Source organism: Candidatus Edwardsbacteria bacterium (assembly GCA_031082425.1).
GTDB lineage: Bacteria > Edwardsbacteria > AC1 > AC1 > EtOH8 > UBA2226.
In genome coordinates this window covers 20,624-44,989 of the sequence record JAVHLB010000012.1, presented here as the reverse complement: position 1 = coordinate 44,989, position 24,366 = coordinate 20,624, and the positions used below count along the sequence as shown (strand labels likewise).

Sequence of the window (24,366 nt, the reverse complement as noted above, 5' to 3'; positions counted from 1 at the left end):
CACACAATTAATCAACTATGAATGACAAACCGAAGATCGGCCTGGCTTTGGCCGGAGGGGTGGGATACTGCCTGGCCCATATCGGGGTGCTGAAGGCCCTGGAGGAGGAAAACGTCAAGGTCGACGTGCTATCCGGGACCTCGGGCGGGGCCCTGATCGGCGCCCTGTATGCCTCGGGGATAGGCGCCGGTCGGCTGGAGGTGATCGCCAAGAACATCTCCTGGAGCCAGCTGATGACCCCCACCATGATCTTCCGCAACAAGGGTCTGGTCTCCTCGGAGCCGATAGAGAAACTGGTGGAGGAGCTGATCGGCAAGGACCGCCGCTTCAGCGAGCTCAAGCTTCCCCTCTCGGTGTCCACCGTGGACCTGATCTCGGGGGACGAGGTGATATTCCCCAACAGCCCCGACGACCTGATCGCCCCGGCGGTGCGGGCCTCCTGCTCGGTGCCGGTGGTGTTCGCCCCGGTCAAGATAGGCCAGTGGCTGCTGTCGGACGGGGGGATCAAGGATCCCCTGCCGGTCAGGCCGCTGAAAAAGTACCAACCCCAGTTGATGATCGGGGTGGCCTTCGCCACCGGCAAGTACGAACCCACCAATCTCTTCGAGATCGGGGTCCGCTCCATGATGCTGGCCAACGACAAGATCCTGGAGGTCTACGAGCAGGAGCTGGATGTGCTGATAAAATGCCAGACCGGCGAGATATCCAGCTGGGACCTGAAGACCGCGGTCCAGCTGATCGATGTGGGCTACGAAGCCGCCCGGCAGAACATCGACAAGCTGAAGGGGTGCTGCGACAACAAGAAAATCAATTTGGGGCAGGGCGCAAGATGACCGTGCTGTATGTTCTATTGACGGCTGTTATTGTGATATTCGGGCTGGGGATGTTCCTGATGCAGAGACGGACCGACCGGGCCCTGCGGGAGCTCAAGGATTCCACCAAGAATGACCAGTCCCTCAACCTGATGAGCCAGTGGCTGCAGGACACCAAAACCTCCCTGGACGGCCGCCTGCAGGAGACCCGGCAGACCCTGGATTCCCGGCTGGCCGAGGTGGACCGCAAGATCGGCAATTCCATGGAATCGGTCAGCCAGCGGCTGGAGGGCAACACCAAAACGGTGGGGGACCGGCTGGACAGCGCCGCCCGGGTGATCGGCGAGGTCCAGAAACAGCTGGGGGTGCTCTCCAAGGCCACCGACGCCATGCAGGAGATGGGAAAGGATATCTCGTCATTGCAGGATATCCTCCGGTCGCCCAAGCTGCGGGGCGGGATGGGGGAATATTTCCTGGGCGACCTGCTGGCCCAGATCCTGCCTCCCCACCATTTCGAACTGCAGTACACCTTCCGCTCCGGAGAGAAGGTGGACGCCGTGGTCAGGCTGTCCGACAAGCTGGTGCCGGTGGACGCCAAGTTCCCGCTGGAGAATTTTCAGAAAATGCTGACGGCCCAGAGCGACGAGGAACGCAGGACCTGGCGCCGGAAATTCGTTTCCGACGTCAAAAAGCACGCCGATGCCATAGCCTCCAAATACATCCTGCCGGACGAGGGGACCTTCGACTTCGCCCTGATGTACATCCCGGCCGAGAACGTCTATTACGAGACCATCATCAAGGACGAGAACTTCGGCGAGGAAAAATCCATCTCCACCTATGCCATCGAACGGAAGGTGATCCCGGTCTCGCCCAACTCGCTCTATGCCTATCTGCAGGCCATCATCCTGGGCCTGCGTGGCATGAAGGTGGAGGAGAGAGCCCAGGAGATAATCGAATCATTGTCCCGCCTGGCGGGGGACCTGAGCAAATTCCGGGGGGAGTTCGACGTGGTGGGCACCCATATCGGCAACGCCTGGAAGAAATACGAGGAGGCCGAGAAGAGGCTGGTCCGCTTCGAGGAGCGGCTGGAGAGCGTGGAGGGAAAACATCTGGAGCAGACCAAGGAGATAACCGAATAGAGGTGGTTTATGAAGATCGATCCCGGGATGATAAATGATCTGTTCCCATTTCTTCTCTTTTCAGTGATATTTATTGTGGCCCTGGTGGGAAGCTATTTCAGCCTGAAAAAACAGAAGGAGAAGATGAGGGATATCGCCCTGAAGCTGGGGCTGGAGTTCAGCCAGACCGACCCGCTGTCATTCATGGGCCAGGGCAAACCGGTCCGTCCCGCCTATCATCGTCCCAGAGATGCCGGGATCGACCTCCAGGGGCTGGTCAAAAAGGTGGTGTCGGGATTCTCCCCCTGGCGGGTGGCCGGAAAATACCAAGGCTATCAGGTCATCATCCGGACCGAGAAGAAGGACAAGAAGAGCTTTACGGTGGTGCAGCTGCTGTTCAGCCGATCACTGGGAATGGGTTTGAACATCGTGGTGGGCAACTTCCTCTCCAAGATGGGCAAAAATATTTTCGGCAAGCAATCCATCAGCACCGGCAACCCCGACCTTGACAACAAGGTCTACATCTCCGGCCAGGATGAGATGAAGATCAAGTATCTGGTGAAGCGCTCCGAGTTCCAGCAGGCGTTGCTGTCCCTTTATAATAAGTATCCCGGCATCAGGGTCGACGATCAGGGCATCACCTACCAGGAGAAAAAGGTATTGACCGATCTGGCCGCTTACCAAAAACTGCTGGATAGTTTGAGCGCCTCCGCCAAGGCCTTCACCGAGTGATAGGTTTACAATATATGATCAGAAAGCTGTTCCTTCCTGCGTTTTTGGCAGCGGCCTTTTTCTGGGTTGCTGCATCTGCCGAAGAGATCAGAACCGGGGAAATCCTGGTCGACACCGCGCTGACCATTTCGGGGATAGCCCAGGCCAATGGGATCCCGGAGGCAAAACTACTCAAGGGGCTGAAACTGGAACCGGGTGCAACGTTGCTGAAATTATCCCAGGCCGGCCGCAGCACTGAGCAGGCATCATCGGTGATCCGCAAAATAAAGGTGGTGCAGGCCACCGAGAACGCCAAGGACTGGCGGCTGATATTGTCCAAGTTCGCCCTGTGGATCATCGGCCTGAAGGTTGCGACGATCCTGTTGATGAAAAAAGGGGTCACCGGCCGGATCCGCCTGATATGGATGATCGGCACGGCTCTCCTCTACGGATTCATCCTGGGCAGCGATCCCAATCCCATGGGCACTGTCAAAGATGCCATCGTACTGTATGGAACAGAAGGGGTCGTATTCCCTCCCCGGATGGCGGCCCTGGGGGTATTCCTGCTGTTGGTGTTCGTTTCCAACAAGTCCATCTGCGGATGGGGATGCCACTTCGGGGCCCTACAGGATGCCGTCAGCTTCAGCCCGGTCAAAAAATTCAAGCTGCCATTCTGGCTGACCAATGGCCTCAGGATAACGGTGCTGGCCGGAATTATCCTGGCTGTTTTTGCCTGGAGACTGGATTGGGTCGGCCTGATAGATCCGTTCAAGGTGTTCAATCTTAAAATGGCGGATATCGGCCTGGGGGGGGTGCTTTTCATATCGCTGATGCTGATCCTGAGCCTGTTTTTCTACCGGCCCTGGTGCCAGCTGTTCTGCCCGTTCGGCCTGGCTGGGTGGGTGGTGGAACAGTTCAGCCTGTTATCCCCCCGGATAGACCGCCGGGAATGCATCAAGTGCCTTAACTGCGTCAGGGTATGTCCCACCCGGGCCATGGAGGGGATCTATGATGACCGGAAAATCCACGCCGACTGCTTCGCCTGCGGCCGGTGCATCGGTAATTGTCCGGTAAAGGCTATAAAATGGGACCGATCCAATAAAAAACAATAAAAGGAGGCCTAATGAGAAAGTTGATGATAGCAACCCTGGCGCTGTCCGTACTGGGCGGCCTGGCTCTGGCTCAAAGCACCCAGCCGTTGTTCCATATCGAGCGGACCAAGAACGCCAATAAACTTTACTACGAGGCCCGGATCGGCCCCGACGGAAAGATAGACGCCGAGGATCCCATCAAGGTCTATTGGATCATGTGGGCCAAGGATTCCACCGGGAAGACCACCGAGGGCATGAATTTCATCGAGCGGGCCAAGGTCTACGGGTATAACATCAATGCCGACAGCACCGGGAGGATATTCAAAATGACGCTTAAGCCTTTTAAGGAGCGTCTGATCAAGGTCTATCTTAAGGACAATGTGGCCAGGGCCGAGATGACCATCAATTGCCGGCCGGCCTATTTCGAAAAGATGTTCATCTATGCCAAGGGGGATTCCAAACCCGATTCGATCAGACTGTCCGGCTATGATGTGGACGGCGGCAAAGAGATATCCGAAATGTTTCTGCCCAACAAGAAATGAACAATAATAATCTTAACCCGGCTGTCCGGAGGATCGATCGATCAAAGCTGCGTTCCCTCCGGCCTTACCGGAGCCGTCCATGAAGACAGGCTATGTGGCCATCGCCGGCCGGCCCAACGTGGGCAAATCCACCCTGCTGAACAAATTTCTGGGGGTGAAGCTTTCGGCCGTCAGCCGCCGGCCCCAGACCACCAGGCAGCGGGTGCTGGGGATAGACAACGGCGAAGGTTATCAGATAATCTTCCTGGACACCCCGGGTCTGCTGGATCCCGGCTACGCCTTGCAGGAGAAAATGCTGAGGATCGCCCACCGCTCCATAGAGGAGGCCGACCTGCTGCTGTTCATGACCGACGCCAAGGCCGGGATCTCCCCCGAGGATGCGGTCTTTCTGGGAAAAAACAAGAAGGGCAGGGTGATCGGGGTCCTGAACAAGATCGACCTGCTGGAAAAGGAGGGGGTGCTGAAAGCCATAGAACAATTTCACCGTCTGACAGCCATTGAAGAAATATACCCCATTGCGGCCCTGAAAGGATTCGGCATTGACGAACTGCGCCTGGGCATCCTGGACAAACTGCCGGAGGGCCCGGCCTTCTACGGCCAGGATTCCCTGACCGACCAGCCGGAGAAATTCTTTGTATCGGAGATCATCCGGGAGAAGATCTTCGAGCTGTGCGGGGCCGAGGTGCCCTATGCCACGGCGGTGGTCATCGAGCAGTTCAAGGAGCAGCCCGGCCGCAAGGATGTGATCTCGGCCACCATCTGGGTGGAGAAGGAGTCGCAGAAGCCCATCCTGATCGGCCAGGGCGGCCACAAGATGAAGGCCATCGGCTCGTCGGCCCGGCGGGACATAGAGAAGTTTTTGGACCGGCCGGTGTTCCTGGAGCTGTTCGTCAAGGTCAAGGAGAAATGGCGTTCCCGGGAGAGCGATCTGAGGGACCTGGGGCTGGGATAATAAAAAGACCGCCGCTGTATCAGCGGCGGTCTTTCAGTTCCTGGACCAGGCGTTTGGCCCGGTTATGCTCCTCCAGGGTCCTGGTGAAAATATGGCTGCCGTCCCCCTTGGAAACGAAATAGAGGTAATTGGTTTGGGCCGGGTAGACCGCGGCCTCCAGTGATCTTCGGCCCGGGTTGCAGATGGGGCCGGGCGGCAGGCCCTGCCGTCGGTAGGTGTTGTAGGGGGAGTCGGTCTCCAGGTCGTCGTAGGTCAATCGGCGGTTCTTGTGCCGGGGCAGGGCGTATTCAACGGTGGCGCATGATTCCAAAGGCCGCCTGGCCTTAAGGCGGTTGTAGAACACCGAGGCCACCACCGGCCTCTCCGAATCCACCTGGGCCTCCCGCTCCACCAGCGAGGCCATGGTCACCGCCTGGCGCAGGTCACGTTTCTGCCGCTGAATCTCATCCGCCCATTCCGCTTTGAAATTGACAAAGAAGCTATTCACCAGCCTCCGGGCGATCAGATCGGCCGAAGAGCCCCACTCAAAATCATAGGTCTCCGGAAAAAGGTAACCCTCCAGCGAGGCGGCCTTTATTCCGTAGGAATTCATCAGCGCTGTGTCCCGGAAAGCCCGGATCATTTCCAGGCTGTCGGCCCCGGCTTCGCTGGCCAGGATGCCGGCGATCCGGGCCATGGTCAGGCCCTCGGGAATGGTGACCTTATGGTAGACCACCGCGCCGCTGTGGATCTTGTCCAATGCCTCCCAGGCCGAAAGGGGGTAGTCAAAACGATAGCGTCCGGCCTTCAGCCTGCGGTTCAGTCCGCCGGCCAGCGCCAGGTATTTGAACACGGCGGGATGTCCGATGACGCCGTTGCGATGCAGCAGGCTGCCTATCTGCCCGGCCGAAGCCCCGCGCCTGACGGTGATAATTTTGGGCTGCCATTCCCGGTCGATGGATCTGGTGCCGAAGGTTATCGCCAGCAGATAAATAAAAAGGCCTGACAAGGCCGCCATGGTTATTTTAATCGCTGTCTTTTTTAGCATGAAGTTTTAAAAAGTCGCCCAATATCAATGACGCGGACATGCTGTCCAGGGCTTTCTTATTGTCCTTTAATTTTTGCCCGGCCAGATGGATCGATCGCTGGGCAATTTTGCTGGTGAACCGTTCGTCGTACAGATGCACCGGCAGCTTGAATTCATCCTCCAGCCGGGCCCTGACTTTATCCACCAAGCCGGTCAGATGGGTATCGCCGCCGTCCAACCCGGTCGGTCTTCCCATTACAATCTCGGTGACATTGTTCTGAGTTATTATGGGAAGCAGCTGTTTCATCAGGTCGGGAACCCCCCTGATCTCCAGGGGAGGGAGGGGCTGGGCGGTGATCAGCAATTCGTCGGTAAGGGCCAGGCCCACCCGGCGCCGCCCCAGGTCCAGGCCCAGGATCCGGCCGCTCATTTCTGGCGGGCCAGGAAGTCCCGGATGGCGTAGCGGTGGGCCTTGAAAGCGATGTCCCGGGGGAGATTTTTGGGATTGAACAGCTCGATCTGGCTGGCATCGTCCCCGGCCATCATATTACCGGTCAAGGCCTGACCCTGGTAGACCACCAGGATGACGTGGCACCGGGGATCGTCGACCCCGCTGTATACGCCCACCAGCGGACCGGGCTTTATTTTGAGGTTGGTCTCCTCCTTGGACTCCCGGACGGCGCATTCCTGGGCGCTCTCGCCGTATTCCATGAACCCGGAGGGCAGGGACCATAATCCGGCGTAAGGCTCGTATTTCCTCTTGACCAGCACCAGCTTTCCGTCGATCAAAATGATGGCGGCGGCCGCCGGGGTGGGGTTCTGGTAATAGATGAAACCGCAGTCCAGACAGACCTGCCGTTTATGGGCGTCGATCTTTTTATGCTTCAGGGGCGATTTGCAGAGGGGACAGAATTTATATTTCATAAGCCGCTATGGTGGTCCTCAAATGATGTGAAAGAGCTGCAAGTTATGGTCCTTGCAGCCCAAAGGTGAGGGTGCTATTTGGCCTTTTGAACCTTGCCGGAACGAATGCAGCGGGTGCAGACGGAAATGCGCTTCACCTTGCCGTCGGTCAGGACCCGGATCTTTTGAATATTGGGATTCCAGCGGCGGGGTCCTACATTATGGGCATGGCTGACGGTGTGGCCGAAGTCCACCCCTTTGCCGCAGATGTTGCATATTTGAGACAATGTATGCTCCTTTCGTGATTGTTTTATTCGGAAAGCCAGTAAAGAAAACGGCCGCAATTGCCGCAGGTGGTCAGAGACTGGTTTTTGCCCACCTTGGTGGCCTGGGCGGTCGGCATTCTGATGTAACAGCCGCAGCACACCCCGTTGATCACCGGGACCACCGGGCGGCCGTATCTGATCTTGAGCTTCTGGTAACGGGAGAAGATATCCTTGTCCACCTGTTTGGCCACGTCGGACTGGGCCTTGGTGAGATGCTCCAGGCTGTCGATCTTGAAGCCCATGGCTTTCTCCTTGGCAGCGTCCTCGGTGGTCTCCTTGATCATTAGCTCCAGATCGTGCAGGGTAACCAGTAATTCCATTTGGGGGTGCATGATGACCTCATCGTTAAATATTTTTTTCTAACTCTGTTATCCGGGAGATGAATTCCGCCGGCTGGTCAACCGTGAACAGGGCATCAGCGGGGGACAGCTCCTTGGCCAGCTGGGCGATCCTGCCCAAGGTGATCAGGTACTGGTTCTGGGGGTCGTGGGGCGGGGCTATGATCAGGAAAAAAAGCTTGGCCGGCTTTTTATCGATGGATTCGAAATCCACCCCGGCTTTTGACCGTCCCACGATCAGGGTCAGGGAATTAAGCAGCAGGGAGCGGCAGTGCGGGATGGCCACGGACTTTCCGATCCCGGTGGAGCCCAGTTCCTCCCGCTGTTTTAGGCTGACCAGCAGGATCTTCTGCTCTTTCTCCTCCAGCCCGGTCCGGCCCACCAGCTCCTTGAGGGCGGAATCACGCCCGGCGGCCTTGAGATTCAGGTGAATCCGTTCCGCCTTGAGCAAGGACGATATTTTTACTGACGCACTACCCATAATTTTATCGTGGCCTCCACTTCCGGATGGAGCTTGATCGGTATGTTGTAGACCCCCAGGGCCTTGATCGGCTCCTCCAGTATAATCTTGTTTTTATCGATATCCACCCCCTGGTCGCCCAGCAGCTTCACGATATCGGGGATGCTGACCGATCCGTAGAGCTTGTCGTCCTCGCCGGCCTGAACGGTGGCGGTGCAGGATACCTCGTTGAGTTTCTTGGCCAGTTCTTCGGCCTCCTGCTTCTTTTTGCTGAGGTGCAATTCCTCTTTCTTGATCTTGATCTGCAGCTGCTTCAGGCTGTTTTCGTTGGCCGGAAGAGCCTTGCCCTGGGGGATCAGGTAGTTCCTGGCGTAGCCCGGCTTGACCTCCACAGCTTCGGTTTTTTTGCCCAGGGAGGGAATATCCTGGGTCAGTATGACCTTCATATTGTTACTCCTAAAAATGCTTGATTAACGGTGTTCGGAAATGAACGGGAGCAGCGCCAAATGGCGGGCTCTTTTGATGGCGGTGGTCAGCATCCGCTGGTGCTTGGCGCAGTTGCCGGAGACCCGGCGGGGGACTATCTTGCCTCGTTCGGTCATGAAGTGGCGGAGCTTTTTGTCGTCCTTGTAGTTAATATGGACGGCCTTATCCAAACAGAACTTGCAGTCCTTGCGGTGAAATACCCTGCGTTCTTTGGGATTGCGGGGATTGTCTTTGGTTTCTCTTTTCAACATGATTTGAATGTCTTCCTTAAATATATGTTAGATTGAGTTTTTCTTAAGGTCGGACGGAGGCTGTCAGTCGGCCTCGGGCGCAGAGTCCTGGCCGGTTTCGCTTTTTTCCAAAAAGCGGACGCTGTCGGCCCTGATCTCGATGACGGTCCTCTTCTGGCCGGTTTCGGTCTCCCAGGAACGGCTTTCCAGCCGGCCCTCCACCATCACCGGGCTGCCTTTGTGCAGGTACTTGTTAACGTTCTCGGCTACGGCCTGCCAGGCCACCACGTTGATGAAGGTGGTGTCATCCTGCCAGCGCCCGGACTGGTCCTTATGCCTCCGGTTGACCGCCAGCGAGAAATTGCAGACCGCACTTCCGTTGGGGGTATATCTCAGCTCCGGATCGCGGGTCAGCCGGCCCGACAGCAGTACCCGGTTAAGGGTGGGAATGCGTAGTTCACTCATGTTACTTTCCTCTTAAATCAAAAGGGGAGATCGTCGTCGCTTTTGTCCGGGGAGGTCTCCGGTCCGGTGGGCTGTCCCTCGGGACTGCCGCCGTCCGGCGAGGGGGCGGAGCTTCCGGCGGCCCGGGGCTCGCGGTCCAAAAATTCTATCCGGTCGGCCCTGATCTCCAAAGTGCTGCGTTTTTGGCCGTCCTCGGTCTCCCAGGAACGGTTCTGCATCTTGCCCTCTACCAGCACCGCCCGGCCTTTGGCCAAAAACTGCTTGCACAGCTCGGCCAGCTTTTGCCAGGCCACTATGCCCACAAAGGTAGTGTCCTCCTTGAGTTCCCCGGAGAGGCTTTTGTATTTGCGGTTGATGGCGATGGTGAAATTGGTGACCGGGGTGCCGTTGGAGGTTTGGCGGACCTCCGGATCCTTGGTCAGCCGGCCGATGATAAAAACCCGGTTTAATTCGGCAAGTTTGAGGTCAGGCATTTTACCCTCCTAAATTATTCGCTGTCTTTGGCCGGGGCTTTGCTTTCAACCGGGACGGCTTCGACGGGCACCGGGGTGGTGGTGGCGATATGCCCCTTGATTATCAGATGCCGCACCACGTTCTCGTTCAGTCGGCATATCCGGTCCAGAGCCTTGGGGGCGCCGGCCGGGGCGTTGAACTGGATGCACAAATAGTTGCCGTCATGTCGTTTGTTAAGGGGATAGGCCATCTTCCGGCGGCCCCAACGCTCCACGTTGACGGTCTCTCCGCCCTGTTCCTTGATGAGTTCGGAGACCTTCTGGATCTCGGTCTCCAGTCCGGCATCGTCGGTGGCCGGATCAAAAATGATCACTGTTTCGTATGCGTTCAAGGTGTTGCTCCCTAAATGGTTTTCTGATTGATGGAATTCATGGCCGTTTCCAGGCCTAGGTTAATTACTTTTATTATCGAGTCGGCCGCTCTGGCGGTCATCTCTTTGGCCACCGGGTATTCCGGGGCGGTGAATTTGCCCAGCACGAAGTCGCTGGCATCGCAGGAGGATGGCAGGGGACCCACCCCCAGTCGCAGCCGGGCGAAATTATCGGTCTTGAGGCTGTCGATGATCGATTTTAGGCCTTTCTGCCCGCCGTGTGATCCGGCCAGCCTTAAGCGCAGCTGCCCCAAAGGCAGATTGATGTCATCGCAGACCACCAGCAGCCGATCGGTGCCGAAATGGCGTTCCTTCATAACCTGTTTGACCGCCTGCCCGCTTAAATTCATATAGGTCAGGGGGCGCAATAAAAAGAACCGGTGGGTCCGGCTGATGCCGTAGCTGAATTTATCTTTATAACGCCAGGAGATGCCGTTCTGGCTGGCCAGATGATTAAGCACCGAGAATCCCAGGTTATGACGGGTGCTGCCGTATTCCCGGCCCGGGTTTCCCAGACCGGCTATGCACCAGGTGTTGCTGTCGGGATATCTGTTAGGCATTTATGCGGCCAGCCGGCTATTCTGCCGCTTCCTCGTCCTTCTTGCCCTTGACGATCACCTCGGGTTCCTTGGCTGTTTCGGCGGTGGCTGGGGTCTCGGCCACTGCAGCTTCCACCAGCGGGGCGATGACCGTGGTGATGACCTTGGACGGATCGGAGACCACTTCGCCGTTCTCCAGCTTGATGTCGCTGACATGAAGGGACTGCCCAACCTTGAGGTGCTGCACGTCGAGGGTTATCTGATCGGGGATATCGGTGGGGAGGCAGGAGATCTCCACCAGGTCCAGAATATGCTCCAGTATCCCCCCGCCGTTCTTGACGCCGTCAGGGACCCCGGTCAGGGCCAGGGGTATCTTTACCCGGATCTTCTCCTTTAGCTGGATCTCCTGCAGGTCCAGATGCAGCAGCACATTGTGGATGGGCTCGGTCTGGGCCTCCTTGATGATGGCCTTGATCTCCCCTTTTTCTTCGGCCAGCTTGAGGGTGATGATGACGTTCTCGCTGGAGGCGTACTTGAACAGCGGCAGAAGGTCCTTGGCCTCGAACATCAGGGGAATGGCCGGCTTGCCCTGGCCGTAGACCACGGCCGGTATCTTGCCGTTCTTCCTTAAGGCCTTGGCCCTCTGTTTTCCCTGCTCCTCCCTGCGGTGAGCAATTAAAGTGACTTCATGCATGGTTGATTTTCTTCCTAATATTAATGGTTTGGCAGTTTATTAAGTTCGTTTTTCTCAGATCAGTTGAAAAGGCTGCTGACGGACTCTTCGTTGTGGATCCGCTTGATGGCATCGGCCAGGAGCTTGGATATGGAAAGCACCTTGATCTTGGCTATCCGCTTCTCCGGCGGCAGGGGGATGGTGTTGGTCAGCACCACTTCGGTGATGGGGGAATCGGAGATGGAGGCTATGGCCTGGCCGGACAGCACCCCGTGGGTGGCGGTGGCGTAGATGGACTTTGCCCCGTTCTGCTTCAATATGCCGGCCACTTCGCAGATGGTGCGGGCGGTGTCCATGACATCATCTACGATCAGACAGTTCTTGTCGGCCACCTCGCCGATGATATTCAGCACCTCGATCTTGTTGGGCCCCGGCCGACGCTTGTCGATGAAGGCCAGAGGAAGGTCTCCCAGCCGCTTGGCAAAGGCCCTGGCCCGGTTGACGCCGCCGGTATCGGGGGACACCACCACGAAATCCTGGACCCCCAGCTGCTGAAAATGTTTGATCAGTACCGGCGAGGCATAGAGGTGGTCCACCGGGATATCGAAGAACCCCTGAATGGCCTCGGTGTGCATGTCCATGCTCAGAACCCGGTGGGCTCCGGCCACGGTTATCAAATTTGCCACCAGTTTGGCCGAGATGGGCACCCGGGGCATGTCCTTGCGTTCCTGCCGGGCATAGCCGAAATAGGGGATGACGGCGGTGATCCGCTTGGCCGAGGCCCGGCGGGCGGCATCCATCAGGATCAGCAGTTCCATCAGGTTGTCGGATGGCATGAAGGTGGGCTGGAGGATGAACACATCGGCGCCCCGGACATTCTCGTTGATCTGAACCCTGATCTCACCGTCCGAGAACCTTCCGATGGTGCATTCGCCCAGGGCCTGGCCCAGTTCCCGGCCGATATCCACCGACAGGTCGGGGTTGGCGGTCCCGGAGAATACTTTCAAAGCACCGTTCACTTTTCGATCCTCGCTAAATGTATCTTAATTATGGCTCAGGGGCAGGGACTCGAACCCTGGTTCTCAGCTCCAAAGGCTGGTGTCCTGCCAATTGGACGACCCCCGAATGATCATTTGATTATTTTATCCAAGAATTCCCTGCCCTGGCCAGTTTTGAGAAATCTTTCGCGTTTCCTGGCACCAGCCAAGGACGCAAATTCTTCGCTGTAAACCAAAACCCACGGCCGCCTATTCCTAGTGTAAGGGCACTTTCCGTCATTATGCTCCGTCAATCTCTTATCAATATCGGCGGTAGACCCGATATATCTAGTGCCCAAAGAGACGCTTTTTAAAATATAAGCAAAATATGGCATTTTTTAGGGACTCTCTGCCGGCAGACAAGCTTTGCCGCAGAGCGACGGCAGATCCGCCGCCGCTTTACTATTATCATCCCAGCCGGCGGAGAACCCTGGTTCTCAGCTCCAAAGGCTGGTGTCCTGCCAATTGGACGACCCCCGAATAGTTTTATTTTATTACTTTATCCAAGAACTCCCGGCCCTGGCCGGTTTTGAATATTTTGCCGGGGTTAAGCCGCTGTCGGACTTGCCGCCCAAGGGATCAATTTCTCTTGGTGCCTTTGCGGTTAAACCATGCCGGGGGCAATAAAAAAGCTGACAACAGGCTGCTTGAAATAGTCAAGCTATTAAGTAAGCCGCATGGAGATGTTTCCTGCATAACAGCAGGGAACGCGACGACCTACTGTCAACCGTCGGTTTCCCGGTCCGGAAATTTATTTCAATCCAAAGATCAACGAATTTAGTCTACCGGAACTTCCTCCCTGGCGGCGGCCGGAGCTTCTTTGAGGGTCTTGTGATACTCGTCGAGGATGGCCTTTTCCAACATCTGCCGGGTCTCGGCGTTGATGGGGTGGGCCACATCCTTGTAGGTTCCGTCGGCCATCTTGCGGCTGGGCATGGCGATGAACGGCCCGTTGTTCCCCTGGATGATCTTGATGCCCCTCACTGCAAAGGCGTTGTCGAAAGTCACGTTGGCAAAAGCCAACAGCTTGTCGTTGCCGCCCTGGCGCAGCGATACCCTGATCTCGGTGATCTGCATAGATGTTTTACCTTCCGTAGCCGATGTTAGTAGTTGAGTTATTTGGATTGGTTCGGTATAAATCTATCGAGTTGTTTTCCCGAGGATAGGCTGTGGGCCAGGAAACTGCCGGGCCAGATCTTTGAAATTTTACTATAAGCTTTCTCGGCCGAAACGGCATCGGAAAAGAGGCCGAAAACAGAAGAGCCGCTGCCAGACATCAGGCTGCCTAAAGCTCCGGCTTTCAGCAGATCGGCTTTTACCCTGGAGATCCGCGGATGATATGGGATAACAGCCGGTTCCAGATCGTTGCTCAAATAACCGAAGATGTCAACGGCGGGTTTTCCCATTCCGCATGACTCCAGAAACATTTTACTAAATTTAGGTTCTTTTGTCAACCTGTTTTTTGTGATTTTGTGATTTTTATAAGCCCAGGCGGTGGATACCGGAAATCCCGGATATACTAAAACGAAATGGTATTCCTGGGAGCATTTCCGGACCCTGACCTTTTCGCCTCTTCCGGTGACATGGGCGGTGCCTCCCCTCAAAAAGAAGGGGACATCCGATCCCAGGGATGCAGCCGCTCTCTTCAGGCGGGACGGGGCCAGATCTTTCAGCCCCCACAGTTCTTTAAGCCCCAGCAGGACCGCGGCGGCATCCGACGACCCGCCGCCCAGGCCGGCTCCTATCGGAATGTTCTTTTTAAGTGAGATGGTTGCGCCGAGGGCCCTTTTATCAGGGTGCTTTTTTAGCGCCAGGGTCCTGAGTGTCAGGGCTGCCCGGTAGGCCAGATTGGAACCATCGGTCGGCAGTTTGGGGTCATTGCATTTGAGGATTATCCTGCCGTCCTTTCGGGGGGATAGGGCCAATTCGTCATGCAGTGATATGCAGTGGAAGACGGAATCGATATCGTGATATCCGTCGGGGCGAAGCCCCAGGATCTTGAGGGTCAGGTTGAGTTTGGCGTAGGCCTTGATCTTCAGTTTTCGCATAGCCCTGATTGTAGCATAAGGAGCCGGGGAAACTCAACGAAAATGTTAAATGTCCGATGCGTTTATTTGTCTTGACAAAAACAGGCGGGATAATTACAATTGCACAAATAAACGGGCAGACAGAAGGAGATGGAATTTCGGCTAAAGCCGAATATATTTTTGGGGGAAAGGGGCCACGACCTAAAGGTCGTGGCAAATGAAGGCCACGGCAATTTGGGGAAACACAGGGCTTATAGGCGTAAACGCGTGGCAACTAACAAATAGCTTGGGGCAAAAAGGGAAAACAAGGGACTTTTATTGGGCAAAATATGATGAATTGCCACGATCTTCAGATCGTGGCAATGGAAAAGGAATTACACCGGCTTTAGCCGAAACCAGCCTGAACCGCAGGAGCAAGAGAGGGGACATGCCCTACACCAAGGTAATGATACATCTGATCTGGTCCACCAAGAACCGGCAGCCGATAATTACAGCCGAAATAAGGCCCCTGTTGCTTCAGCACATCAAGGAAAACAGCAGGCAAAAGGGCATTTACATAGACGCTATAAACTGCGTAAAGGACCATATTCACATTCTTGTCTCGCTCGGCACGGAGCAGACCATTGCCAAAACGGTAATGCTGATAAAAGGTGAATCTTCGTTTTGGGTAAACAAACAAGGTTTGTTGAAACATAAATTTGAATGGCAGGATGAGTATATCGCCCTGTCGGTCAGCCAGTCGGGGGTGGAAAAGGTGAGAATGTATATTGCCAACCAGGAGGAGCATCATAGGAAAACACTGTTTTCGGAAGAATATGAGGAGTTTATAAAGGCGTATGGGTTTGAGGTGAAATGATTTTGGCTGAAGCCGCATCCCCATCTAACACTTGCCACGACCTTCAGGTCGTGGCAAGTGTTAGATGGGGCAATGGGCGTGGTCAGGATTCATATTATTAGAGTAAAAATACTCTTGACGGGCCCTGGTATTTTGCCAGGGCTTTTCTTATTGGCTTTTCGATGACTTTTTTGTTTGACATTGCCAGTTAATTCGTGATATCATAAAATGTTATGAAAATTTTTATCATCGGCTCCGGGGGGCGGGAGCATGCCTTGGCCTGGAAGCTGGCACAAAGCCCCAAAATAAAGAAAATATACTGCGCCCCGGGCAATCCCGGCATGGCCCAGATCGCCGAATGTGTGGACATTACAGCTGACAAGCTGGAAGCCTTAAGGGATTTTGCCCTGAAACAGCAGGTGGATTTCACCATTGTGGGGCCGGACGATTGCCTGGCCGCCGGGGTGGTGGACCTCTTCCAAAAGGCCGGGCTGAAAATATTCGGGCCGACCCAAAAGGCCGCCCGGATAGAATCCTCCAAGAGCTATGCCAAGCGGCTGATGGCCCAGGCCGGCATTCCCACGGCGAAATATGCCGAGTTCGACGACCATCAGAAAGCACTGGAATATCTTGCTTCGCAGAAATACCCGTTGGTGATAAAGGCCGACGGACTGGCCCTGGGCAAGGGCGTGATTATCTGCCATTCCTCCGACCAGGCCGGGCAGGCGATCAAATCCATGATGGTGGATGATAGTTTCGGCAAAGCCGGCAGGAAAGTGATCATCGAGGAATTTTTGCAGGGGCAGGAGGTCTCCATCCATGCCTTCTGTGACGGTCATACCGCCAAATCGTTCCCCGCCGCCCAGGATCACAAGGCGGCCTATGACGGCGACCAGGGGCCGAACACCGGCGGGATGGGGACCTATGCCCCGGTGCCGTGGGTCAGCGCAGAGATGATAGGCAATATTCAAACCAGCATCGTCGATCCCATCATCAAAGCCCTGGCCGACGACGGCAACCCTTTCACCGGCTGTCTGTACCCGGGGCTGATATATACCAAAGAGGGTTTCAAGGTCCTGGAGTTCAACGCCCGGTTCGGAGATCCCGAGACCCAGAGCTATATGCGGCTGCTGGAGACGGATCTGCTGGAGATAATAAAAGCCTGCATCGACGGGCGGCTGCCCGAATTGGATATCAAATGGAGCAATGATTCCGCCTGCTGCATCGTGGCCGCCTCGGGCGGGTATCCCGGCAGTTATCAAAAAGGGTTTGAAGTCAGCGGCCTGGATCAGGCCGGGGCTGAGGATGGCATCGTGATATTTCAGGCCGGGACCAAAAGGGGGAACGGTAACATAGTTACCTCCGGCGGCCGGGTGCTGGGTCTGACCGCCGTGGCGAAAGCCCTGAAAGAATCTTTAGAAAAAGGATACAGCGCATTGTCGAAAATACATTTCAAGGATATGCATTTCCGCAAGGATATCGGTCGAAAGGGCCTGTCATGAAGAAAAAAGACCCCAAGGCAAAAAGACCCAAAGCGACAAGCTCTGCCAAGGGCCAGTCGAAAAAGAAAACGGCCGTTGCCGCGGCCGTTGTCCCCTGTTCCGATGTGGTGCTGAACAATATCTCGGATAATATCATTCAGCTTGATATGCACAACAGGGTTACCTGGGCCAACCAGGCAGCGGTTGCCTCTCTGGGCAGGAAAGCCGATGATATCATAGGCCAGCAATGCTATAGACTCTGGGGCAGGACCTCCTCCGACTGCCGGGATTGCCCCACGGTGCTGGCCCGCAAGTCAGGCACCATCCAGTCAAAGGAGATGGTCTCGAAGGACGGCCGGGTATGGCAGGTAAGCAGCCACCCCATCAAGGATGACAAGGGCAAGGTAGTATCGGTGGTGGAGGTCAGCCGGGATATTACCGAAAACATGAGGATATTGGAACGGGAGACCAGGCTGTTGAAAGACAAGGGCGCCATTTCGGAGATCGCCATGCAGCTGGCCAAGACCACGGACGAGGGGCAGATATTCAAGCTGATCAGCCAGGGCATCAGCAAACTGGCCGGCAATGCGGTCACCGCGGTCAGCTCATTCGACAGCAGTGATTCCAGCCTGACCGTCAGGGAGCTGGGGGGATCCTTGGCCAGCCTTAAAAAGATCAATGAGCTTTTGGGAAAAAAGGCCGGCCGGCTGAAATTCAGTGACATCCCGCCCAGGATCATCAAGAATTTCCGGATGGGGCGGCTGCAAACGCTTAAGGGCGGGCTGTCCGAGGCCTCCTTCGGCGGGTTCACCGCCAAGCTGATAAATGCCCTGATCTCGGGCCTGGGGATCGCCCAGGTCTACGGGATGGGGCTTTACTGCGGGCAGCATATCCTGGGGGCCGTGATCATCTGCCAACTGGGGAGGGACGATGAACTGAGCCAGGACCTGATGGAGAATTTCATCAACCAGTCGGCCATGGCCCTGGCTAGGGTCAGGACCGAGGAGGATATCAAATTCACCCAGGATTATTTCAAGGCTATCATAGACAACACCTCCGAGATCATCACCATTCTGGACGCCGAAGGCATCATCAAATTCAAAAGTCTTTCGGCCGCCCAGGAACTGGGCTACCAGCCCGAGGAGCTGGTGGGAAAAAATGTGTTCGATTTCATCCATCCCGAGGATGTCCCGGGGTTGATAGTGAGGTTCAACCAGGAGCTGCTGGCTCCCGGGAAATCAATCAGGCTGGAGCTGAGGTTCAGGCACAAGAACGGATCCTGGCAAACCCTGGACGCCACCGGCATCAATCTGTTAAACAATCCAGCGGTAAACGGCCTGGTCATAAATTCGCGCAACATCACCGAAAGGAAGAACAGCGAGCTGGCGCTCAAACTATCCCAGGCCACCCTTAAGGAAAGCGAGCTGAAATACCGGGAATTGGCCGACTCTCTGCCCCAGGCGGTCTTCGAGACCGATCGCTCCGGGAACTTGACCTACGGCAACCTGGTGGCCCTGGAAAAATTCGCCTACCACCGGGCCGACCTGGACCGGGGGCTGAACATATTCCAGATGGTCATCCCCGAGGACCGGAAAAGGGCCCGGGAGAACTTCAACCGGCGGGCCCAGGGGGGCGAGGCCGAGGAACAGGGATACACCGCCCTGACCAAGGACGGACGGAGGTTCTCCGCCAGCATCTATGCCACCCCGATTTTAAAGAACGGGAAGTTTGACGGATTCCGGGGGGTGGTGGTCGATATCAGCGACAGTAAGGCATACAGCGACGAGCTGCAAAAGATCCAGCTAAGGCTGAAGCACCTGCTGACGGCCAGCCCGGCCGTGATCTACAGCGTGATTCCCGAGAAGGACTTTCAGGTGACCTACGTCAGCGAGAACGTCAGCAGCGTGCTGGGCTACGGGGCCGAGGAATTCCTGAAGGAGGACCACTTCTGGACCGAGCGGATCCATCCCGATGACATCAAAAAGTTCAAGGCGGACGAGAGGATACTGCTGCGCCAGGGGCATCACATATTCGAATACCGGCTGCGCCACAAGGACGGAGGCTACCGCTGGATCCGGGACGGCATGAGGATAATCTTCGGGAACAAGGGGCAGCCTTCCGAGGGCATCGGGTATCTGGTGGACATCACCGACCTGAAGCAGGTCGAGGACCGCCTGGTGGACGAACGGGACATCGTCAAAAGCATCTTCGATTCCTCCCCCGACGCCCTGATCGTATCCGACCTGGACGGCAACATCCGGGACTGCAACCAGGCCGCCCTGAAGATGCTGGGGATGGCGGGGCCGCTGGAGCCGGGCCAGGCCAACATCATCTCCATGGTGGATAACATCAGCCGGGAAAGGTTCTCGGAGATCAAAAAGCACATCCTGAAGAACGGCTCCTTCCGGGACCTGTCCTTCATCCTGGTCGGGAAGAAGGGCGCCCGGATACTGGCCGAGGCCACCATCAGCCTGGTGCGGGAGGCCGGCAGCGATTCGGCCTTCTTCGTCAGCACCATCAGGGACGTGGGGGAGCGGAAACGGATGGAGGCGGCCCTCAAGGACAGCGAGGAGAAGCACCGGTTGCTGCTGGACAGCATTCATTCCCCGATCCTGGCGCTGGACCAGGAGATGAGGGTGCTGTACTGCAACAAAGGATATTTCGACATCATCGGCAAGCAGATCCGGGAGCTGGTGGGCCAGAAGCTTCTGGAGGTGTATCCCAGCTTCAAGGCCACCAAGTCCTACCAGGCGTACCGGAAATGCCTGGAGACCGGCCAGCCCCAGCAGGTCGAGGGAAAATTCAACAACCGCTACCTGAAGGTAGCGGTATATCCCACCCAATGGGGCCTGCTGGCGGTGGCCGACGATGCCACCGAAAACCGTTTGGCCCATGAGCAGCTGGAGGAGAGCCGGCGCAAGCTGGAGACCCTGATGGGGAACCTGCCGGGGATGGTATACCGCTGCCGGAACGACAAGGACTGGCCCATGGAGATCACCAACCAGGGCTGCCGGGAGCTGACCGGCTACCAGCCGGACGAGATCATCGCCAATAAGGCCGTATCCTTTTCCCAGATGATACATCCCCAGGACCGGGAGATGGTGTGGGATGAGATCCAGAACGCGGTCCAGAAGAAGCAAGCCTACCAGCTGATCTACCGGATAATCGCCCGGGACGGCACCGAGAAATGGGTCTGGGAGCAGGGCCAGGGGGTCTATGACGACAAGGGATCCCTGCAGGCCCTGGAGGGGTTCATCAGCGATATCAGCGAGCGCAAGAGAGCCGAGGACGCCCTGCACACCTCGGAGTACCAGTACCGCTCCACCATCGATTCCCTGGGGGACAGCATCCATGTGGTGGACGCCAAGCTGTCGATAATGCTCACCAACCAGGCGTTCAAGGACTGGAACAAAAGGATGGGTCTGACCAGCGAAGCGGTGGGCCGGAACATCTTTGACATCTATCCCTACCTGCCCAAGGACAAAGTGCTGAAGGAATACCAAAAGGTGTTCCAGGGCGGCAAGGTGATGGTCACCATCGAGGAGAACAGCGTCAACAAAAACCGGATAATCACCGAGACCAGGAAGATACCCATATCAGAGAACGGCAAAGTGGTCCGGGTCATCACCGCGGTCCGGGACATCACCGAGAGCAAGCTGGCCGAGGAGGCGCTGCGGGAAACCGAGACCCGCCTGGTGGCGCTGAGCGACAATATCCCCAACGGCTTGGTCTACCAGATAGATTCGGGGGTGGACGGACAGCAAAGGAATTTCACCTACATCAGTGCCGGGGTTGAGCACCTGCACGGGGTCACTGCCCAGGAGGTTATGGAAGACGCCGAGGCCATTTACGGGCAGGTGGCCCAGGAGGACAGGGAGATGCTTGTCGAGCGCGAGGCGGCCGCCGTGAAGCAGATGTCCTCCTTAAGCGCCGAAGTGCGCATGCGGAAGCCATCCGGTATGGTCCGGTGGTCTCTTTTCATATCCTCGCCCCGGCGGCTGCCCAATAAGCACCTGTTGTGGGACGGCATTGAGATCGACATCACCGAGAGCAAGCAGGCCCAGGAGAAACTGAAAGAATCGGAGGCCAATTACCGGGCCCTCTTCGATCAAGCCTCGGACGGCATCATGTTCATGTCGATCGATGGCTCCCGGCTCATAGTCAACGACTCATTCGCTCGAATGCACGGTTACGGCAGCCGGGCGGAGATGGAGCACATCCGTCTGGAGGACCTGGACACTCCAGGGTCTGCGAAGCTGGCTCCGGAACGCCTGCGGAGGATGATAGACGGAGAGGCATTGCACTTCGAGGTGGAGCATTTCCACAAGGACGGCCACCCCTTCTTCCTGCAGGTTTCATGCAGCGTCATTCGAGTAGGGGAGCAATCATACTTTTTAGGCTTCCATCAGGATATCAGCCAGCGCAAGCTGGCCGAGGAGGCCCTGCAGGAGACCAAGGAGATGTACAGCGGCCTGATCGAGGCCACCGATACCGGGTTTGTGGTCATAGACGCCGCAGGCAGGGTTCAAGACGCCAACGCGGAATATGTGCGAATGGCCGGATTCAGCACCCTCCATGAGATCCTAGGCCGGCCGGTTACGGAATGGACTGCGCCCCACGACCTGCAGCGTAACCAGAAGGAAGTTGAAAATTGCGTCCGGGGGGGATCGGTGCGGATGCTGGAGATAGACTATCAGCATCGCGACGGGACCATCATCCCAATCGAGATCAATGCTACGGTTGTGCAGAGAGGGTCTGGCCCGGTGATATTGACGCTGTGTCGCGATATCACTGGGCGCAAGCTGGCCGAGAAAAAACTCAAGGACTCGGAGAACCAATACCGCCAGATCTTCGACGGAGTGGCCGAGGGCATTTACCGCAGCACCCCGGAGGGGAAGGTGCTGATGGTCAATCCGGCCCTGGTCCGGATGCTGGGCTACTCCTCGGCAGAGGAGCTGATGCATCGGGACATAGCCAACGAGGGTTATGCGGATATGAAGATACGCCAGCAGTTCCTGGATCAGATAGAAAAGGACGGAACGGTAAGCAATTTGATAAGCGAATGGCGCCGCAAAGACGGCAGCCTGATGGTCTCCAGGGAGAACGCCCATGCCGTAAGGGACCCCTCCGGCAATACCTTGTATTACGAGGGCACGGTGGAGGATATCACCGAGAAGAGCCGGGCCGAGGAAGCCCTGAGGTCCAGCGAATACCAGTACCGCACCACCATCGATTCGCTGGGGGATGCCATCCATGTGGTGGATCGCGACCTGAGGATCATTTTAGCCAACCGGTTGTTCATGCAGTGGTGCCGGGACCTGAAGCTTACCCCGGAGGTCATAAACAAGGACGTCTTCGAGGTGTGCCCCTTCCTGACCCAGCAGGTCAGGGAGGAATACGAAACGGTTTTCCGCACCCAGAAGGTGTTCGTGTCCCAGGAAAAAAATCAGGTGGCCGGAAGATCCATTTTCACCGAGACCAGAAAGGTGCCGATCTTGGAGAATGACCGGGTGATCAGGGTGATCACCATGATCAGGGACATCACCGAACAGAAGGAGGCCGAATCTGCCGGAAAACAGAACGAGCAGAGATACAAGATCCTGGCCGATTCCTCGCCGGACCTGGTGTTCGTGATAGACCGCCGGGCCAGAATAAAGTACGCCAACAACCGGGCGGCGTCGGTGGTGGGCCTGGCCGGGGAGCAGGCCATCGGCCGCAACCTTGCCGAATTCTTCCCCCAGCACATCAACCAGGTCCAGCAGGAGCAGCTGCTGGGGGTCTTCGAAAAGGGCCGGGCGGCTCACTACGAACTGCCCACCCCGGTGGGGGACCGGATGATGTGGCTGGAGACCTGGCTGGTGCCGCTGAACGATGAGAGCGGGATGGTCCATGAAGTGATGGGGGTGTGCCGCGATCTTACCGACCGGATCAACATGGAGAACGCCCTGAAGGATTCGGAGGAAAAGTACCGCCAGATATTCGAGGGAATCTCCGAGGGTATCTACCGCAGCACCAACGAAGGCAAACTTCTTTTTGCCAATCCCTCCCTTATCCGGATGCTGGGATATAAAAGCCCGGAGGATGTCCAGGGACTGGATCTCAACAATAGCGTCTATCTTGACAAGAAGACCAGGGAGAGGTTTATCAGGCAGATCGAGCAGAACGGCGAGGTAATGGGATTTGAAGCCGAGCTGAGAAGCAAGGACGGCACGGTTCGGACGGTGAGAGAGAACGCCAGGCTGGTAAAGGATGAAAGCGGCAGACCCCTTTATTACGAGGGGACCCTGGAGGATATCACCGTCCGGAAGAAGGCCGAGCTTTCCCTGAAAAGCGAAAAAGATAAACTGGAGCATCTGTTCAAAGTCGGTCTGGCGGTGGCCCGGGCCCAGACTTTGCAGGAAAAACTGGACCTGACCATCAAGGGCATAGCCGACTGCCGGCTGTTCCATAAGGCGGTGATGGTGCTGGAGGACAACGGGTGCCGCAGCCATATCGCCCAATACGGCCTGCGAGCGGAGGAGGTGGAAAATATAGAAAAATCCCCGGTCAATGACGCCCAACACAAGGCCAAGATATTCCTGGACAAATACCGCAGAAGCAATTCCTATTTTATTCCCCACAGCGATGCCGAGGTCCATAAATATTTCGCCGCCCGGTTCGTAAGCCAAAACTACCAATCGAACGGGACCTGGCATCGGGACGACGTGCTGATCGTTCCCCTGGTTATCAAGGGGGTCAACGTAGGGTACCTGTCGGTGGACGAGCCCTGGGACGGCAACATTCCCGGCATCGAAACGGTGCACCTGCTGGAGCTTTTTGCCAATCAGGCGGCCATCGCCATCGAAAATATCCGGCTGTACAACGACCTGGAAAGAAGCTATTACGATACCCTGAAGGCCTTCGTGGCCGCCATGGATGCCAAGGACCCCTATACCAAGGGGCATTCGGAGAACGTAAGGCATTATGCCCTGAAGATAGCCAGGCATATCGGATTGTCCGAGGACAAGCTCCGGCTGGTCGATTACAGTTCGCTGCTTCACGATATTGGCAAGCTGGGGATCAGGGAGGACATTTTGGCCAAGCCGGATGTGCTGTCCACCGCCGAGTTCCAGGAGGTCAAGCTGCATCCGGTCATTGGCAGCCGGCTGGTGCTGGAGATCGACGCCCTGAGCCATACCGGGGAGGTCATCTACTGTCATCACGAGTATTACGACGGCTCGGGGTATCCCCGCGGCATAAAGGGCGACGACATCCCCCTGGAGGCCAGGATCATAGCCGTGGCCGACGCCTTCGAGGCCATGACCTCCGATCGCCCGTACCGCAAGGCTTTCAGCTTCCAAGTGGCCCTGCAACGGCTGCAGGACGCCGCGGGCACCCAGTTCGACCATAAGATAGTCAACGCCTTCACCGAACTGTTCCGCCGGGAATCGGGCATCAAGGAGGGCGAGTGA

Annotated in this window: 26 protein-coding genes and 1 tRNA gene; 9 read left to right on the top strand and 18 right to left on the bottom strand. The window is 56.6% G+C overall.

Annotated features, from left to right (window positions below; all coding sequences use genetic code 11):
* Nucleotides 1–17: 17 nt before the first annotated feature.
* The 6 genes from RDU76_10825 to era all read left to right on the top strand — a co-directional run bounded on the left by RDU76_10825 (nucleotide 18) and on the right by era (nucleotide 5,226).
* Entirely contained in the window at nucleotides 18–833 is an 816-nt protein-coding gene (locus RDU76_10825; GenBank protein MDQ7799411.1) for a patatin-like phospholipase family protein, read from the top strand.
* A complete protein-coding gene (rmuC, locus tag RDU76_10820; protein ID MDQ7799410.1) occupies nucleotides 830–1,951 on the top strand; it encodes a DNA recombination protein RmuC in 1,122 nt (373 codons plus the stop codon). The genes RDU76_10825 and rmuC overlap by 4 nt, the downstream gene beginning before the upstream one ends.
* A gap of 9 nt (nucleotides 1,952–1,960) precedes the next feature.
* Nucleotides 1,961–2,662, top strand: coding sequence for a hypothetical protein (locus RDU76_10815; GenBank protein MDQ7799409.1), 702 nt, complete (start codon nucleotides 1,961–1,963; stop codon nucleotides 2,660–2,662).
* Nucleotides 2,663–2,676: 14 nt separating this feature from the next.
* Nucleotides 2,677–3,753 (top strand): 4Fe-4S binding protein, encoded by a 1,077-nt coding sequence (locus tag RDU76_10810; protein MDQ7799408.1) that lies wholly within the window; start codon nucleotides 2,677–2,679, stop codon nucleotides 3,751–3,753.
* 11 nt (nucleotides 3,754–3,764) lie between these two features.
* Complete coding sequence (locus RDU76_10805; GenBank protein MDQ7799407.1) at nucleotides 3,765–4,274, top strand: DUF4833 domain-containing protein; 510 nt, start codon at nucleotides 3,765–3,767, stop codon at nucleotides 4,272–4,274.
* Nucleotides 4,275–4,353: 79 nt separating this feature from the next.
* Nucleotides 4,354–5,226: a GTPase Era gene (gene era, locus RDU76_10800; protein MDQ7799406.1), complete on the top strand. Its 873-nt coding sequence runs from the start codon at nucleotides 4,354–4,356 to the stop codon at nucleotides 5,224–5,226.
* A 19-nt stretch (nucleotides 5,227–5,245) separates the two neighbouring features.
* Here era and mltG read toward each other — a convergent pair whose 3' ends face one another.
* The 18 genes from mltG to ispE form a co-directional block, all read right to left on the bottom strand.
* On the bottom strand, nucleotides 5,246–6,253 hold the full coding sequence (mltG, locus tag RDU76_10795; GenBank protein ID MDQ7799405.1) for an endolytic transglycosylase MltG: 1,008 nt from the start codon (nucleotides 6,251–6,253) through the stop codon (nucleotides 5,246–5,248).
* Complete coding sequence (gene ruvX, locus RDU76_10790) at nucleotides 6,231–6,662, bottom strand: Holliday junction resolvase RuvX (protein ID MDQ7799404.1); 432 nt, start codon at nucleotides 6,660–6,662, stop codon at nucleotides 6,231–6,233. Before ruvX ends, mltG begins: the two co-directional genes overlap by 23 nt.
* Nucleotides 6,659–7,156, bottom strand: coding sequence for an NUDIX hydrolase (locus RDU76_10785; GenBank protein MDQ7799403.1), 498 nt, complete (start codon nucleotides 7,154–7,156; stop codon nucleotides 6,659–6,661). The genes ruvX and RDU76_10785 overlap by 4 nt, the downstream gene beginning before the upstream one ends.
* Nucleotides 7,157–7,230: 74 nt before the next feature.
* Nucleotides 7,231–7,422: a 50S ribosomal protein L28 gene (rpmB, locus tag RDU76_10780; GenBank protein ID MDQ7799402.1), complete on the bottom strand. Its 192-nt coding sequence runs from the start codon at nucleotides 7,420–7,422 to the stop codon at nucleotides 7,231–7,233.
* 23 nt (nucleotides 7,423–7,445) lie between these two features.
* A complete protein-coding gene (locus tag RDU76_10775) occupies nucleotides 7,446–7,793 on the bottom strand; it encodes a hypothetical protein (GenBank protein MDQ7799401.1) in 348 nt (115 codons plus the stop codon).
* A 13-nt stretch (nucleotides 7,794–7,806) separates the two neighbouring features.
* Nucleotides 7,807–8,280 carry a PTS sugar transporter subunit IIA gene (locus RDU76_10770; protein MDQ7799400.1) on the bottom strand — a complete coding sequence of 158 codons (474 nt, stop codon included), beginning with the start codon at nucleotides 8,278–8,280 and terminating at the stop codon, nucleotides 7,807–7,809.
* Nucleotides 8,262–8,705 carry a 50S ribosomal protein L9 gene (rplI, locus tag RDU76_10765; protein MDQ7799399.1) on the bottom strand — a complete coding sequence of 148 codons (444 nt, stop codon included), beginning with the start codon at nucleotides 8,703–8,705 and terminating at the stop codon, nucleotides 8,262–8,264. Before rplI ends, RDU76_10770 begins: the two co-directional genes overlap by 19 nt.
* 24 nt (nucleotides 8,706–8,729) lie before the next feature.
* Complete coding sequence (rpsR, locus tag RDU76_10760) at nucleotides 8,730–8,996, bottom strand: 30S ribosomal protein S18 (GenBank protein ID MDQ7799398.1); 267 nt, start codon at nucleotides 8,994–8,996, stop codon at nucleotides 8,730–8,732.
* Nucleotides 8,997–9,059: 63 nt separating this feature from the next.
* The gene (locus RDU76_10755; GenBank protein ID MDQ7799397.1) at nucleotides 9,060–9,440 is read right to left on the bottom strand and encodes a single-stranded DNA-binding protein; all 381 of its coding nucleotides are present in this window, start codon (nucleotides 9,438–9,440) and stop codon (nucleotides 9,060–9,062) included.
* Between the two features lie 17 nt (nucleotides 9,441–9,457).
* On the bottom strand, nucleotides 9,458–9,913 hold the full coding sequence (gene ssb / locus RDU76_10750; protein ID MDQ7799396.1) for a single-stranded DNA-binding protein: 456 nt from the start codon (nucleotides 9,911–9,913) through the stop codon (nucleotides 9,458–9,460).
* A 14-nt stretch (nucleotides 9,914–9,927) separates the two neighbouring features.
* Entirely contained in the window at nucleotides 9,928–10,284 is a 357-nt protein-coding gene (rpsF, locus tag RDU76_10745) for a 30S ribosomal protein S6 (GenBank protein ID MDQ7799395.1), read from the bottom strand.
* Between the two features lie 11 nt (nucleotides 10,285–10,295).
* The gene (gene pth / locus RDU76_10740; GenBank protein MDQ7799394.1) at nucleotides 10,296–10,883 is read right to left on the bottom strand and encodes an aminoacyl-tRNA hydrolase; all 588 of its coding nucleotides are present in this window, start codon (nucleotides 10,881–10,883) and stop codon (nucleotides 10,296–10,298) included.
* 16 nt (nucleotides 10,884–10,899) lie between these two features.
* Nucleotides 10,900–11,556, bottom strand: coding sequence for a 50S ribosomal protein L25 (locus tag RDU76_10735; GenBank protein ID MDQ7799393.1), 657 nt, complete (start codon nucleotides 11,554–11,556; stop codon nucleotides 10,900–10,902).
* Between the two features lie 59 nt (nucleotides 11,557–11,615).
* Nucleotides 11,616–12,554 carry a ribose-phosphate pyrophosphokinase gene (locus RDU76_10730; GenBank protein MDQ7799392.1) on the bottom strand — a complete coding sequence of 313 codons (939 nt, stop codon included), beginning with the start codon at nucleotides 12,552–12,554 and terminating at the stop codon, nucleotides 11,616–11,618.
* Between the two features lie 31 nt (nucleotides 12,555–12,585).
* Nucleotides 12,586–12,660 (bottom strand) — tRNA-Gln (locus RDU76_10725).
* Between the two features lie 4 nt (nucleotides 12,661–12,664).
* Entirely contained in the window at nucleotides 12,665–12,907 is a 243-nt protein-coding gene (locus RDU76_10720; GenBank protein MDQ7799391.1) for a GIY-YIG nuclease family protein, read from the bottom strand.
* Between the two features lie 442 nt (nucleotides 12,908–13,349).
* Nucleotides 13,350–13,649: a septation regulator SpoVG gene (gene spoVG / locus RDU76_10715; protein MDQ7799390.1), complete on the bottom strand. Its 300-nt coding sequence runs from the start codon at nucleotides 13,647–13,649 to the stop codon at nucleotides 13,350–13,352.
* Nucleotides 13,650–13,687: 38 nt separating this feature from the next.
* The gene (gene ispE, locus RDU76_10710; GenBank protein MDQ7799389.1) at nucleotides 13,688–14,620 is read right to left on the bottom strand and encodes a 4-(cytidine 5'-diphospho)-2-C-methyl-D-erythritol kinase; all 933 of its coding nucleotides are present in this window, start codon (nucleotides 14,618–14,620) and stop codon (nucleotides 13,688–13,690) included.
* A gap of 196 nt (nucleotides 14,621–14,816) precedes the next feature.
* On the opposite strand from ispE, the gene tnpA reads away from it, so the two are divergent.
* From tnpA to RDU76_10695, 3 genes are all read left to right on the top strand, one after another.
* Entirely contained in the window at nucleotides 14,817–15,455 is a 639-nt protein-coding gene (tnpA, locus tag RDU76_10705) for an IS200/IS605 family transposase (protein ID MDQ7799388.1), read from the top strand.
* 212 nt (nucleotides 15,456–15,667) lie between these two features.
* Nucleotides 15,668–16,936 carry a phosphoribosylamine--glycine ligase gene (gene purD, locus RDU76_10700; protein ID MDQ7799387.1) on the top strand — a complete coding sequence of 423 codons (1,269 nt, stop codon included), beginning with the start codon at nucleotides 15,668–15,670 and terminating at the stop codon, nucleotides 16,934–16,936.
* Nucleotides 16,933–24,366, top strand: coding sequence for a PAS domain S-box protein (locus RDU76_10695; GenBank protein ID MDQ7799386.1), 7,434 nt, complete (start codon nucleotides 16,933–16,935; stop codon nucleotides 24,364–24,366). The genes purD and RDU76_10695 overlap by 4 nt, the downstream gene beginning before the upstream one ends.